This is a genomic window from Psychrobacter sp. 1Y11, assembly GCF_052259045.1.
Lineage (GTDB): Bacteria > Pseudomonadota > Gammaproteobacteria > Pseudomonadales > Moraxellaceae > Psychrobacter.
In genome coordinates this window covers 1-13,359 of sequence record NZ_JBQQER010000017.1, presented here as the reverse complement: position 1 = coordinate 13,359, position 13,359 = coordinate 1, and the positions used below count along the sequence as shown (strand labels likewise).

At 39.9% G+C, this 13,359-nt stretch carries 13 protein-coding genes; 4 read left to right on the top strand and 9 right to left on the bottom strand.

The features are described 5' to 3' along the window. Position 1: 1 nt before the first annotated feature. The 5 genes from ACTXGJ_RS11975 to parA form a co-directional block, all read right to left on the bottom strand. Positions 2 to 1,192, bottom strand: coding sequence for a restriction endonuclease subunit S (locus ACTXGJ_RS11975; protein WP_075103738.1), 1,191 nt, complete (start codon positions 1,190 to 1,192; stop codon positions 2 to 4). After that, entirely contained in the window at positions 1,192 to 2,181 is a 990-nt protein-coding gene (gene rhuM, locus ACTXGJ_RS11970) for a Fic family protein (protein WP_025643751.1), read from the bottom strand. Before rhuM ends, ACTXGJ_RS11975 begins: the two co-directional genes overlap by 1 nt. Further along, on the bottom strand, positions 2,178 to 3,761 hold the full coding sequence (locus ACTXGJ_RS11965; protein ID WP_075103739.1) for a type I restriction-modification system subunit M: 1,584 nt from the start codon (positions 3,759 to 3,761) through the stop codon (positions 2,178 to 2,180). Before ACTXGJ_RS11965 ends, rhuM begins: the two co-directional genes overlap by 4 nt. Before the next feature lie 110 nt (positions 3,762 to 3,871). Beyond that, positions 3,872 to 4,075: a hypothetical protein gene (locus tag ACTXGJ_RS11960; protein WP_025643755.1), complete on the bottom strand. Its 204-nt coding sequence runs from the start codon at positions 4,073 to 4,075 to the stop codon at positions 3,872 to 3,874. Then, positions 4,072 to 4,719, bottom strand: a complete 648-nt coding sequence (gene parA / locus ACTXGJ_RS11955) for a ParA family partition ATPase (protein WP_025643757.1) — start codon at positions 4,717 to 4,719, stop codon at positions 4,072 to 4,074. The genes ACTXGJ_RS11960 and parA overlap by 4 nt, the downstream gene beginning before the upstream one ends. Positions 4,720 to 4,955: 236 nt before the next feature. On the opposite strand from parA, the gene ACTXGJ_RS11950 reads away from it, so the two are divergent. Together ACTXGJ_RS11950 and ACTXGJ_RS11945 are read left to right on the top strand one after the other, a co-directional pair. Beyond that, complete coding sequence (locus tag ACTXGJ_RS11950) at positions 4,956 to 5,168, top strand: helix-turn-helix domain-containing protein (RefSeq protein WP_025643759.1); 213 nt, start codon at positions 4,956 to 4,958, stop codon at positions 5,166 to 5,168. A 129-nt stretch (positions 5,169 to 5,297) separates the two neighbouring features. Beyond that, positions 5,298 to 5,567 (top strand): hypothetical protein, encoded by a 270-nt coding sequence (locus tag ACTXGJ_RS11945; protein WP_025643761.1) that lies wholly within the window; start codon positions 5,298 to 5,300, stop codon positions 5,565 to 5,567. Positions 5,568 to 5,640: 73 nt separating this feature from the next. Here ACTXGJ_RS11945 and ACTXGJ_RS11940 read toward each other — a convergent pair whose 3' ends face one another. The 4 genes from ACTXGJ_RS11940 to ACTXGJ_RS11925 form a co-directional block, all read right to left on the bottom strand. Then, positions 5,641 to 6,726, bottom strand: coding sequence for an ImmA/IrrE family metallo-endopeptidase (locus tag ACTXGJ_RS11940; RefSeq protein WP_025643762.1), 1,086 nt, complete (start codon positions 6,724 to 6,726; stop codon positions 5,641 to 5,643). 18 nt (positions 6,727 to 6,744) lie between these two features. Then, a complete protein-coding gene (locus ACTXGJ_RS11935) occupies positions 6,745 to 7,380 on the bottom strand; it encodes a hypothetical protein (protein ID WP_025643763.1) in 636 nt (211 codons plus the stop codon). 337 nt (positions 7,381 to 7,717) lie between these two features. Beyond that, the gene (locus tag ACTXGJ_RS11930) at positions 7,718 to 9,484 is read right to left on the bottom strand and encodes a hypothetical protein (RefSeq protein ID WP_037058559.1); all 1,767 of its coding nucleotides are present in this window, start codon (positions 9,482 to 9,484) and stop codon (positions 7,718 to 7,720) included. A 22-nt stretch (positions 9,485 to 9,506) separates the two neighbouring features. After that, on the bottom strand, positions 9,507 to 10,172 hold the full coding sequence (locus tag ACTXGJ_RS11925; protein WP_025643765.1) for a ribbon-helix-helix domain-containing protein: 666 nt from the start codon (positions 10,170 to 10,172) through the stop codon (positions 9,507 to 9,509). Positions 10,173 to 10,570: 398 nt separating this feature from the next. Between ACTXGJ_RS11925 and ACTXGJ_RS11920 the strand changes: the two genes are divergently transcribed. Then, on the top strand, positions 10,571 to 11,164 hold the full coding sequence (locus ACTXGJ_RS11920; protein WP_011959997.1) for a recombinase family protein: 594 nt from the start codon (positions 10,571 to 10,573) through the stop codon (positions 11,162 to 11,164). Between the two features lie 306 nt (positions 11,165 to 11,470). After that, positions 11,471 to 13,054 (top strand): Fic family protein, encoded by a 1,584-nt coding sequence (locus ACTXGJ_RS11915; RefSeq protein ID WP_082787299.1) that lies wholly within the window; start codon positions 11,471 to 11,473, stop codon positions 13,052 to 13,054. The last annotated feature ends 305 nt before the right edge of the window (positions 13,055 to 13,359 follow it).

Sequence of the window (13,359 nt, the reverse complement as noted above, 5' to 3'; positions counted from 1 at the left end):
CTTATACAAACATCTGCTGTAATAAGCCTTTTTTCCACGTTTTGGCGTGGTCGATTTGCTCGGCAACGTTATCAATTTTTTGGTCAATAGCGGTTAGGAAGTTGGCAATTTTAGTTTGTTCTTCGCAGCAAGGATATGACATAACAGCGCTTGCTACGGTTTTCCAATCAGCGCGTGGCATCTTTGAACCAGACTGAATACTCGTAAGCTCTGAAAAACCTTCGCTTTGTATATATTGATATAGGTAATTATTAGATATCTCTATACCTGTAAGAACCCAAATCTCAGTAGAGCAGACACCCTTAAAGTCAGGCTGGGCAAATTTATTTAAATATGGACGTAATTTTCCATACAAAACATTAGATCTTTCAAATACGTTTTTCGTGCTTTTTTGATTTTTACTGTCAGTAGTGCCTAGTATTGTCCCTGTACCTTGCGATAAGTGTTCAAGTTCAATGCAAGGTAGATTATTTTCTACTTTAGGATTAAAGCTTTCTGATTTGTTCGTGAAAACGTTGCCAATCAAACTTTCTTCCCAATCCTCAAAATCACTACCATCGTCGGCTTTAAAGCGCAGTTTTTGGCTAAAAAGCTGCTGCATCATGCCTTTTTTGTACTCGGTAAGCAGTTCATGCTTTTGGGTCAGCTCGTCGATCTTAGTATCGACAGCGGATAGAAATGTGGCGATTTTGGTTTGTTCTTCTTTAGCAGGATAATAGATTTCTAAATTCTGTAGTTCAGAAGTATCTAGCTTACCTGCCCCAATACCTGTTGATGTAACTTTATTTTGGATAATGTTTTCTTGAGATAGCAACCATTGAAAAAAATAATATTCGTTCAAATCTTCTTTAGTAATAATAGATTTAACATCTTGATTGAAGGCTACGTCTTTTAAAGCCATCCCCATCGGTATTTTTTTAAACAGCATGCTCCCACGAACTAGAATAAGTATTGAGTTTTTTGGGGCTAACTTTGACCCTTTTTTGAGTCCTAAATCAGTAATATTAAATTCTGATTCGCATATTTTCCTTGTATGCATAGACGCGCCACTAATAAGTGGTATATCACCCATCCAGTAATCTTTGTTTTTTTTTGAGGGAGTACCACCAGAAGCCCATAGAGTTAAATTAATCAGGTTGTTTTTTTCTAAATACCCATCAAACTCTTTAAACCGCAATTTTGGCGTTGCCATCACATTACATCCTTATCTTGTATCACCAGTAGATTCATCACCAGACGGATGAGCACTTCTTTTTGAGTGGGGTCTGATTCAGCGATCAGCAGTGTGAGCGCTGCAAGCCCCGTATCATTGATGATGGCAGTACCCTCATCATTGAATAAGCGGTTGTTACGATATAAAAAATCAACGAACAAAAATGCTGCACTGCGCTTGTTACCATCAGCAAAAGGATGGTTTTTGACGACAAAATATAACAGATGCGCCGCCTTGGATTCGATACTGGGGTAAACTTCCTCACCAAACGCCGTTTGTTGAATATTACCCAATATGGCAGCCAATCCATCACCGCGAGGCTTAGCAAATAGGTCTGTGGCCTCTTTTTTATCCATCAGGTTTGATTTGAGCTGATTCAGTGCCTGCATGGCACTTGGTGCGTCTAAAACCTCGCCGCCTGGTTGCCCCACAGGCTCATGCAACAAACCCTCATCGTAGCGCTGCAACCATAAAAAAGTTTGGGTGTAGCGGCTGATGATCTCGACCAACCCCAGCGCGCTGTCTTTGCTATGCTGCTCAGATTGAGCCGTTTTTTTGATTAAGGCGATGGCTTGCTCAAGCTCAGCGGTGTTTTGCTGCAAACGCTGTTGATTGATGCTAAAGCCTTGGATGAGATGCTCTTTTAAGATGCGCGTCGCCCATTTGCGAAACATCACGCCTTGCTTGGATTTGATGCGATAACCCACGCTGATAATGACGTCCAAATCATATAAGGTTACGGGTTTGTCAGAAAAAGCAATTTGCACTTTTTGCAAATTGCTTTTTGGATCCACCTCTTCATCACCAATCGCGTTATTGATATGGCGTGAAATCACTGAAACATCACGGCCAAACAGATCACTCATTTGGGCTTGGCTTAGCCATACCGTGTCTTGCTCAACATTCACTTCAAGGCTGACTTGGTTGTCTACTTGATATAGCTGGATTTGACTGTCTACGGTGCTCATGACCCTACCTTAAAGGGCGAATCAATGCCCAGCTCTTCACAAAAGCCATTAATGACAGCGTCCGTTTCTTGGCTCTTTTTTTCTAAATCTTGCAGCGCTTTGGCAACGGCTGCGAGATCCACTTCAGGCTCAGCCTCAAACGTGTCTACATAGCGCGGAATGTTGAGATTATAGTCATTATCATGAATATCCTTTAAAGAGGCGACATGGGCAAATTTATCGACGTTTTCACGGGCTTGATAGGTCTTGATGATGGTATCGATATGCTCAGGTAGTAGCATATTTTGATTTTTTTGTTTATCAAAGCAGTCACTGGCATCGATAAAGAAGACGTCTTTATCATGCTTACGGTTCTTTTTGAAGACTAAAACAGAGGTCGGAATACTGGTGCCATAGAAGATATTGGCAGGCAGTCCAATCACTGCGTCTAAGGCATTGAGGTTTTTGATGATGTATTCACGAATATCGCCCTCGCTGGAACCGCGAAACAGGACGCCATGCGGCAATACCACTGCCATTGTGCCATTATCATCTAAGTGATGTAGCATGTGCTGGACAAAGGCCATGTCGGCTTTGGTCTTGGGCGCAAGTTTGCCATAGTCTGAGAAGCGCTCATCTTGAAGCAACAAGGGATCAGCTGACCACTTCGCAGAGAAAGGCGGATTGGCCACAATGGCATCAAAGCGCATTCCGACGTGCTGCGGACGCTTGAGCGTGTCTTCTTGCTTGATATCAAACTTGGTAAAGTTCACGTCATGCAAAATCATGTTCATGCGTGCTAGGTTATAGGTGGTGCGGTTCATCTCTTGACCGTAGATTCTATCTACGTCATTCGCCTCACGCTTGACGCGCAGCAGCAAAGAACCCGAGCCACACGTAGGGTCATAGACTGAGCTTATGGTGTCCTTGCCGCTGGTTACGATTTTGGCAAGTAACGTGGATACCATCTGCGGCGTGTAAAACTCTCCCGCTTTTTTGCCTGCGCCACTGGCAAACTCACCGATCAGATACTCATAAGCATCACCTAACACATCGCTTTCGGTGTTACTCAGATCAAAATCAATGGCATCTAGGTGGCTTAGTACTTTGACGATCAGCTCATTGCGGTCATCAGGGCTGTTGCCAAGCTTGGTTGAGGTAAGATCTATGTCTTCAAATAGGTTAGCAAAATCTTCTTCTGAGTCTGTGCCTAATGTGCCCTGCTCGATGGCCTTTAGCGTATCAGCCAAATCATCAAGAATGAATGCCTGGTCTTGTTTGCCGCGTTTGGCCAGTTGATGAAACAGCTGATTGGGTGCAAGCGCGTAGCCAATCTCATCAATGGCGTTTTCTTTGACTTCCTCGATATATTCAAGATGCTCAGGATTACTGGTGTCAAAATTTGCAAAGTTATCGAAGCCTTCGCCTTCTTCAGCCAAGATATTATTGGCAAAGCGGATGAATTTATCAGATAAGTATTTATAAAAAATAAACCCTAATATGTAGTCCCGAAACTCATCTGCACCCATCTTACCGCGTAGGTCGTTGGCAATATTCCAAAGCTGCTTTTTTAGCTGTTGAAGCTGTTGTGATTGACTCATGATTATCCTAAATTAACATCGTTAGGTGTATAGGTGTATAGGTGTATAGGTGTATAGGTGTATATATATACCTACAATAAATTATTAAAAATCAACGCTATGGATGGACATTAACGCTCATTCAGCCGTGACTCAATCATCTCAGTGAGTAGCTTAGTGACGGTTGTGCGATTATCAAGGACGTATTGTTTAAGCTCAAAGTAGGTATCTTCATCAAGATTGAAATTGACTCGTGTGCTCTTTTTAGGCTTATCAGTGACGTCAGACAACTCAAGCGCGTCTTTTTTATCTTTACTTGGGCGGCCAGCTTTCATAACTCTACTTCCTTATCAAAAAACGTTTTAACCTCGTTGACCAGTTGCGTGATCTCAGTCACGGCACTGCTCTTAGCAGATTCTGTCTCAAATACCGTTTTGCCAACTGAAGCGCTATTTGGATAGCTGACCCGCTGCACGATTCTGGCATCAAGAACGGGCAGATTATAATCTTGTAGCACTGCGGCAACTTCTTTGCCGATGTTAGTGTTTTGGATCGCGCGAGAGACCACAAAGGCGGCTTTGAGCTTACCATCGGTCATCTCGATGCGCTGCTGCACCAAATCAACCAAATCACTGGTCGCCCATACATCATAGGGGCTTGGCTGTACGGGTATCAACACAAAGTCAGCGGCTTTTATGGCAGATAGTGCCAAATTGGTCGCTTGCGGTGAGCCATCAATTACGACGAACTCTTTATCAGAAACATTTTTTAAATCCTTATCAAGCGTTGGCCTATCAAGGCCGATAACAGGAACAGGATTGTCTTCATTAACAGCTCTCCAATCGCGAGCACTGCCTTGCTGATCACTATCAACGAGTAGCACACTATGACCCTGAAGTTGTAGCCCACGTGCCAAATGCGTGGCTATCGTGGTCTTGCCGCTGCCGCCTTTTTGGTTCAGTACTGCGATTACTTTCATGGTAAAGGCCTTATGATGATTATATATTCATACACTCAAATGAGTAAGTACTCATATAAGTATATTATCGCAAAGGGCTAGTAAGCACAACTGAAAGTATTGAGCTTATTAGTATTGGACAGGTCTTGCTATTAAACCGATATGACACGTAGTAAAATGCACTGCTTAATAGCACTATGCGTGTCTAGCGAATAATTTGTATGCTAGTAGCACTATATTTGAAATAGGAGACGATCATGATTAAGTGTCATTTATCAACAATAATGGGTGAAAAGCGCCTTAAAATTGCAGATGTTGCAAGAGAAACTTCTATCAACAGAGGCACAATCACGCGTATGTATCATGAAGAAGCCACTCGAGTAGATTTAGAAGTGATTGAAAAGCTATGCCGCTATTTTGAAATTGAGGTAGGCGACCTATATGAGCTTGTTGACAATCCAGAAATATAACTTCTAAAAATACAAAATAATCTACAGTAGGTTATTTTATCTTGCAATGAGTCAAAATGCGTGTATAATTTTACCTGTAGCAGGACATTTAATTAATTAAAAAATCTAATTAACCTACAGGAGGTTATTATGTATACGTCAGCGCAGCAACCAACAACGTCATCTTGGTTTGATCACAATGTGAAGGTTTTAACCAAGCAACTTATTGAAAACTTACAAATACAGCAAGGTTCACAGCTGGCCAAAATATTGGGCGTGAATCCGATTTTCTATAATGATGAGGCGCTTCATGTATGGGTACAGCGCCAGATAGATGAGGGGTTAATCGTTGATGATGAGGCGATTGGTGTGCTTGAGGCGGCGTTTATTGATTTAATGAATGCTAAAGAAGCTGTATAAATACTTGATTAAAAGAACGAGCAAAGTTTAGCTGATCAAACTAGTAGCTAAACTTTACTCATGTTTTTACACATTATTTTAAAACTTGAAATAAATGAAAAGGCTTTGTGCTTTCAGCAAGTTGAAATAGCAATGGAGTTATATCAGCTTTTCTAAGATTAATTTTTTTAGCAATATCGTCTAGGCTCATTCCTTCTGAAGTTAACTCACTAGTTATTGTATTGAGTACTTGGGAAGTCTCTCTATCCATTGGATAAGGCTCTGACTTACGATAATTATATTTTGCTATTTCTGGGCAGAGCACTCTTGTATAAACCCACTCACTTATGAACCCTAGCTTATGCATTCTATATGCCAGTGCTACTAAAGATACGCCGAACACTTTTTTCAGCTCAATAAGATTGTTGATGGTAGGATTTACATGTCTATATTCCATTAATGCAACTTCGGGCATCAAGAACGCAGATGCAAACTCATCTGCACATCTTTCGACTACTTTTGAATCCAAGTCTTCATCAAGTGATTTACTAAAACTTTCAGACATTTTCATACTGTATATGTCTCTAACTAAATGACCTAGTTCGTGACATGCATCAAAACGACTTCTCTCCATAGTTTTTTGGTTATTAAGAAAGATAAAAGGTGTGTCATCATACCAAACGCTAAAAGCATCAATATATTCCGATTTTACAAAAATAGAAAAAATACGTATACCTTTTGACTCTAATAGAGCAATTAAGTTCCCAATAGGTTTATCACCCAGGCCCCAGTCGTAACGGAGCGAATTAGCCGCTTCTTCAGGAGATAGATGAGATAAATCAGGAAGTTCTGATTGAACAAGTTCAAACTCCTCTTCAAACCAATCATTAAGCATAAAGCCAGTAATGCCATAAGTTAAAGCTTCGGCTTTGACTTTCTTAGTCATTCTAGAACGAGATCTAAAACTAACACTATGTTCATCAATGATTGGTAAGTCACTACCTTTAAAAAAATCGATAGGGAAGCTTAGCACCCTTGAAATATCAACTAAATTAGGCTCAGTATTTCCTTTTAGATAATTTGTTAATGTTCTAGGAGTAATATTTAGCTTTTCTGCTAATTCAGCTTTGCTCACAGCTCGCCTATCGATTGCAAACTGTAATCGATTTGGATTAAACATATATTAGCCTTGAATTGATTAAGCTTTTTTCTTACGCTTGACAGGAACTACTCCTACCTCAACTTTTTCTTTCATACGCGGTGTTGTAGGAATGTTGAACTTAACATCAGGGATTTTGATCCGCGTACCCCAGTCATTGATCTTACCTTTTGCAAATGATTTTGGCTGCGAAAGCTCTAATCTCATTAACTCACCAAATCGGTAATGAAGTAAAGTCCAAATGGTCGTTCCTTTATCAGAGTTTAATAGCGGATAAATATCATCTTTAAGGGTATTTCCCTTAATTGATCTATTGCTTACGTTTCCATCTCGTAAACCTACATACTTGTTACCTGCAAAAACACGAATTGCATGCTCCTTACACGGCGATATTACATATGCAACCCCACCTTTACCATCAACTTTAGTCCAACCAAGAGCACATAGTTTTTCTCTAAGAAAACCTGTAATGTGAAATTGCCACATTGCTAACGGAGCATTAGCTGGAAAAGAGCTTCCAACATGTTGAGTTTTTTCATTAGCGGCCAGAATCACCTCGTAAACTAGTTGAGTTGTAAGACTGGGGTGAATGGCAGCAAGAGCGCTAACGACCTCAGAATTTTCATCAATAAATTTGTCTGAAATAGCATCAAACGATGGTTGTAAAGAGAACATGGCATTTCCGATATATTATCATCAATTTGATGTATAATAATCGGAAATGCCATGTAAGTAAATAGCTAAGCGTCAATAAGATAAATAGAGCGAATTAAGTTCAGTTGCGTTGAGTATTTAGCATAGTTATTCTTATAGCCATAAGGATGGCACCCTAGTGAGGATTCGAAGCTTTGGTTGTGGGCTAATGGTAGCAACGTTTCAACTCGCTAAAATAGTCTGAGTGTACTTCGTTGTGTACTTGCCCTATATATTCTATCTGTGATCGGTGCGCTATATAGTAGACATCGAGCTGCTAGTATTTGCCATAATTATCCTTATAGGAACAGTCTGGTACTTATTTAACCTCTGACTGACTAAAAAGTAATTTTCCTATCCACCAAATGGATTCTCCAAAATTACAAATTAATTGTTCGCCTTGCTTAAGGAAAGACTCGTCTTCGTCAATTTTCGCTAATTTTAGAGCATCTCCAATTTTAGAACTAGTAGGATGTGCATCGCCTAGACGCATATCATAAGCACCAGCGATTACACCAAAGATTTGGCGAGCTCTATCGACTCCTACTTTTTGTGCCAAAATATCTTCTAATAGTTTATTTGACCCGAGTGTCTTCTTATTCTTATGTGTTGAGAGTTGGCGTAGATTGCTAACATTGAGACGATCAGAGAATATACGAATTAATTCCTTTGCTAATCTTAGTAATGAGGTTTGGTCTTTGCTTGAGAAGCGTGAAATTTGTTTTTTAAACTCAGGTTCATCTATTTCATGCGAGAACAAATCAGTATTAAACTCATTTCTAAAACCATCCTCTAACAGCTTCATACTTATAAATAAAAGTTCTTCAACAGCATGCGTAGAAGCAGGTTTAGCTTCAACCTGCGACATTAATAACTCAGATGACACCTTCCCCTCTGGAGCAATGTTATGAGCAGCCCAAATATGCTGTTCCCATGGCGCAAGACGGGCAACATCATAAGCATAAACAGTTATTAAATCAGATGAATTAATTCCAAAGTGAATTCTACACCCAGACGTAGAGTGAATACCGCCTGTTTCTGCCGTATACCATTGCAGTGAAAACCCTTGGTAACTAAGAAGTTCGCTAACTACGTTAGAACGGAACCAGAGCCATCTGCCAATATTTTCATTATTCAAAGAATGAGACGTCATTCGCGTTCCATCAGTTTTAACAATGAACTGAGGAAGTGTCTGATCTTTATCTCCCCGAACCCGTACGCTTATATTTTGATGCTCAATCCATTCGTCTCGCCAAAACTCTCCTTCTACTCGAACTCCTTTATAAACACCTTGATGGCTACCTTGCGAGCTTTCTGAGTCAGTATTTTCATCACTTTCTTGCCCCATCACTGGAGCATCTTCGTCTTCATCAATATCAGTTCGCCAGACTCTAAATGCAGCCCAGCTTCCACCGAAAACGTCTTCTAAGTCTCGAATCAAAAGCTCAAATCTTCCACCATCTCTAGACTCTTCTTTATCTGTCAGATCGGCATATACGCTGTCTTTTAAACTTATAACATTAGCTACTCTTTGGCGGTAGTACGAAAGGCGAAGAGATAGATTTCTTGCTGCTAAATAATCAATAAGAAACTCTTGCTTAATTTCAATTAAAGTATGATCACCATTCTCGTTAATAGTTTCACGAGCAACAACAATGAAATTTTCTGCAGGTCTAACCCAGTTATTTCCATCTTTTATTAAACCAAGAGCAATGACTAAATCAGGACTTAGTATCCACTCTCTTATTCCAGTTACAGGCTGATTGTATTCAAAGACAAGATTCACACCTATGGGTTCTTTGTCATTATATTCATATTGTTCGATTGGAGAATAATAGCCGTTTTCATAAGCATATGGTCTAGTGGTATGGCTAATGCCAACTTGATTCCAGTCAAATCCATCAGCTCTTTCCTTTTGTTCTGGTGGGAATGCAACAGATCCGCACCCAAAAAATTCGCTGTCATAGCCAACGTTTTTAACATCACCTTGTTCTTTATTAGACAACTCTCTTAATGGAACCCAAGTTGAGCTGCCAAAAGTTCTACGAGTTTCTTTTACTTGAAGAATCCAATCACTATTTTTCATATCTAGCACTCCGCTATTAAGGCTATTTTGAATTAATTGCATTCATTCTTTTATTAATTTCATCATCAAGCGCATGTCTTTGTTTCGAGCTTAATTGAACCATAGTCATTCTGAAATTAGCGCCACCATCGGTTAATGATTTGAACTCTTTTGCAGAAATTGCTTTGAAGCCAAATTTAAAGTCTTTTAGTTCCTTGGAATATTTAGCATCTGGTTTGCCACCATACTCACTCTTTATCAAATCCCCTGTTACTGTGCCAGACGCGACAAACCCAACGCCACTTTGATAAAGATATACCTTATCCCCTTCTTGCAAGTTGCAAATATACTCTTTCCATCCTGAGTAGAAGGCAGCAGCTTCGTTGTTTTCAAGCATTTTAACGTGCGCAGATTTGTCATTATTGTAGTTGGTATTGAGCATGAAAGGCTTAGTGCTAAGAATGTTACTAGTATCTCTTTGCTTCGCAATTTCAGGGTTTTTTGCTCTTTCTTCTAATATGTTGTTCGTTTCTTCAATTCCAGCTTTAACAAACTCTAATAATAGATAGCTTTTTGATTTGTCTAAAGTAAGCGTCAATTCTTCCAATTGATTGTTCAAATGGTTGGGTAATCTGATAGATAAAGGAGTGACAGTACTTTCATCTGTTTGGTCAAATATCACTTTTTCTAAGGCTTCTCTAATGCTCATGGTAGTCTCCAGTAAATCGAATTAGTAGAGAACTACAGTACATTTACTTCAAAAAGAAGTCAAGGTATAAAACTACATTATGTATTTTTATACCTTGACTTCTTTTTGATTGGGTTAGTTAATAAAGTCTATACCTTAGCGGAACCAGCTATCTCACCCTTCAAACATATTAACAGACTACTTAAAGCAGACTGTTAGCATGGAACCATCTATAACAGACTTTTGAATTATAAGACTGGCTGCTGTGCTTTTTTCCTATCATTAGCCTATACCCAAAACATAAAACCTTTAAATGATAATCTATCTATCATTAGACTTTTTTATATTATTAAATGATAGTAATATCTTGTTATTATCAATGAGCACTAATTATTAAGTCTAAATAATAGAGGTGGGTTATGACTGTTCGTATTTATGTGAGAGCCAGCACTAAGGATCAAGACGCTACCAGAGCATTGGCTGATTTGGTGGCTTTCAGTACAAGTTATGATGATAACCATGTTGAGTACGTCGAGCATTTCAGTGGTACAAAGCTCGATAGACCATTATTAGCCAAGCTGCTAAAGGACGCTGAGCAAGGCGATATTCTACTGGTTGAAAGCGTGGATAGATTAAGCCGATTATCTCAAGATGATTTTGCAATTCTAAAGCAGCGTATCAAAGACAAAGGCTTGCGATTGGTGGTGGCTGATCTACCAACGACGCATACAGTTAATAATGGCATGACAGGTGAGATCCTAACAGTGATTAACCATATGCTGATCGACTTATTAGCAACGATGGCAAAGCTTGATAACGACAAGCGTAGAGAGCGTATCAAGCAGGGATTGGCTAACAGTGGCTATAAGCCCTCCGGTAAGAAGCCTAATACAACGAAACACAATCGTATTAGAGAATTAGACAGTCAAGGCAATATGACAAAAGAGGAAATCGCTAAGGCAGTTGGTGTTGGCGTAGCTACTGTTTACCGGGTGTTAAAGCCAGGCTCATAGCTGAGGTATTTTATTTTATTTTTTTTCATAAACAGCTGATATATAAGGCTTTACACGCGAGGCAAGAAGGCTTTATTTGCAGAAATAGGTACTCTATTACTACGTAGCTGTGTTAAGAACGGTGTATTTTCATCATTCAATTTCGTTCAATTATGCCCACTTAAAACGCCCTTCGATCTTTATCTAAAGACATCACAGCGTCATATAAAAATCGATTTAATGCAATGAGGCTTCATTATAATCATTATATTGCATTCATAATCGCTTTTCTGCAAAATAGCTTATCTATAATCGCTTGAGCCACTCATGATGAATACCCCTACTTCAGACCCTATTGGCGCAGCATGGCTTATCCGTTATGCCAGCATCGAGCTGGTGTCCCCTTTATATGTCAGCAGTAGTATCGGTGGGCGCAGACAAACCTATAAAGACGGTGACGTCATTCATAACGCTTATCAGGAAACCGCGCGTCCACTGGACACTATCATTGCGCACTTACAGTTTCACATGCGTCATGAAGTACTGAATTTAGAGTTACTGGTTCGTCTATTTGAGCAGGTAGGTGCTGATGACGTACAAGCATGGGTAAACGCTGAGCCGACAGGCAGCTATGCCCGTAGAATGGCTTTCTTGTATGAGTGGCTCATGGGTCAGCAGTTAGCAGTACCGAGTAATTTAGGCGGTAACTATGTGGATGCTCTAGATGCTAAGAAGCAGGTTACTTCAAGCCCTGCGCATGTCATAAAGAATGCTCGTTGGCGTATCAATGACAATCTTGCAGGAACCCGTCATTTCTGTCCTCAATTGGTGAAAACAGAGTTGTTTACGCAAGCCGCTGCACTCGATATTGCCACAATGGTTGACAAGCTGAACGATGAATTTGGGCAAGACTTACTGATGCGTGCCTCCGTATGGATGACATTACGAGAGAGTAAAGCCAGTTTTACTATAGAAGGTGAAGGGAAAGAGTTAAAACGTATTGAACGTTTCGCCGATGTGATGGCACGGCGTACCGGCAAGGGCGATATTCCGCTTGATCCTGAGTCGCTAGCAGAGTTGCAACAAGAGATACTTGGTAGCAAAACGGTCATCCAGCAGTATGGCGTCCGTCAATCTCCAGTTTTTGTGTCGCATACTCAGGTCAATGGCTTTAAAGAGATTGTGCACTATATTGCGCCACCTGCTGATGACATTGCTGAAAAGCTCAAAGGGTTACAGGCATTTATGGAAAAGACCGAGGGACAATCGGCACTGATACGTAGTGCGGTTGCTTCCTTTGCTTTTGTGTATATTCATCCGCTAGCGGATGGCAATGGCCGAGTACATCGCTTCCTAATTAACGATGTACTCAGACGCGACCAGATCATTCATGAGCCGATTATCTTACCTATATCGCAAGCCATCGCTGAGCATCCCTCAGACCGTCATGCCTATGATAAAATTTTAGACCGTGTATCCGTGCCACTTATGGAGCAAATCCGTGATCATTACAGCTTTGATAAACAAGCGATTACTTACCCTGATGGTATTCGCTCAAACTTAAATTTTGAAGACAGTCACCTTATTCAACCGGCATGGCGCTTTATGGACCTGACGCCTCATGTTCAGTACTTATCAGGACTGATTGCGCATGTTATTGAAAAAGAGATGCATAACGAGTCACAGTACCTAAGACAACATGACCATGCACGACTGGCGATAAAAGAGATTATTGAGATGCCCAACAGCTATGCCGATAGAATCATTCGTAGCATGCTGCAGAATAAGGGTGCTAAAAGTAATAAGCTATTGAAAGATTATCCGTTTTTGGCAAATGATGAGGTTTGGGACGATATTTTCTCTGTGGTTGTAGAGACATTTAAAGATGAAGCAAATGGTTTGAATAGTTAGAACAAACTCTGCTATACGCAGGAAAGTCTGCCTTAATAATCAAGCTCAAGCTAGTATTTGTGTCATCGTTACGATAATGATTCGTTTATAAAAGATTCGGCTAAAATACTGTCACCTGAAACGTAATCAATATTTTTCTTACTTAAACAGAATATATTAGAGGAACTTTGATAACAGACAATTTTTATTTGACAAGGTTATTACAGATCCTCAAAATAATTTTGAGTATTTGAGTATTTGAGTATTTGAGTATTTGAGTATTTGAGTATTTGAGTATTTGAGTATTTGAGTATTTGAGTATTTGA

What these genes read in the sequence shown, in the direction of transcription:
- ACTXGJ_RS11920 (WP_011959997.1), top strand. Translation starts at nt 10,571, where the DNA reads ATGACTGTTCGTATTTATGTGAGAGCCAGCACTAAGGATCAAGACGCT.
- rhuM (WP_025643751.1), bottom strand. Translation starts at nt 2,181, where the DNA reads ATGAGCACCGTAGACAGTCAAATCCAGCTATATCAAGTAGACAACCAA.
- ACTXGJ_RS11950 (WP_025643759.1), top strand. Translation starts at nt 4,956, where the DNA reads ATGATTAAGTGTCATTTATCAACAATAATGGGTGAAAAGCGCCTTAAA.
- ACTXGJ_RS11960 (WP_025643755.1), bottom strand. Translation starts at nt 4,075, where the DNA reads ATGAAAGCTGGCCGCCCAAGTAAAGATAAAAAAGACGCGCTTGAGTTG.
- ACTXGJ_RS11965 (WP_075103739.1), bottom strand. Translation starts at nt 3,761, where the DNA reads ATGAGTCAATCACAACAGCTTCAACAGCTAAAAAAGCAGCTTTGGAAT.
- ACTXGJ_RS11925 (WP_025643765.1), bottom strand. Translation starts at nt 10,172, where the DNA reads ATGAGCATTAGAGAAGCCTTAGAAAAAGTGATATTTGACCAAACAGAT.
- ACTXGJ_RS11930 (WP_037058559.1), bottom strand. Translation starts at nt 9,484, where the DNA reads ATGAAAAATAGTGATTGGATTCTTCAAGTAAAAGAAACTCGTAGAACT.
- ACTXGJ_RS11940 (WP_025643762.1), bottom strand. Translation starts at nt 6,726, where the DNA reads ATGTTTAATCCAAATCGATTACAGTTTGCAATCGATAGGCGAGCTGTG.
- ACTXGJ_RS11975 (WP_075103738.1), bottom strand. Translation starts at nt 1,192, where the DNA reads ATGGCAACGCCAAAATTGCGGTTTAAAGAGTTTGATGGGTATTTAGAA.
- ACTXGJ_RS11945 (WP_025643761.1), top strand. Translation starts at nt 5,298, where the DNA reads ATGTATACGTCAGCGCAGCAACCAACAACGTCATCTTGGTTTGATCAC.
- ACTXGJ_RS11915 (WP_082787299.1), top strand. Translation starts at nt 11,471, where the DNA reads ATGATGAATACCCCTACTTCAGACCCTATTGGCGCAGCATGGCTTATC.
- parA (WP_025643757.1), bottom strand. Translation starts at nt 4,719, where the DNA reads ATGAAAGTAATCGCAGTACTGAACCAAAAAGGCGGCAGCGGCAAGACC.
- ACTXGJ_RS11935 (WP_025643763.1), bottom strand. Translation starts at nt 7,380, where the DNA reads ATGTTCTCTTTACAACCATCGTTTGATGCTATTTCAGACAAATTTATT.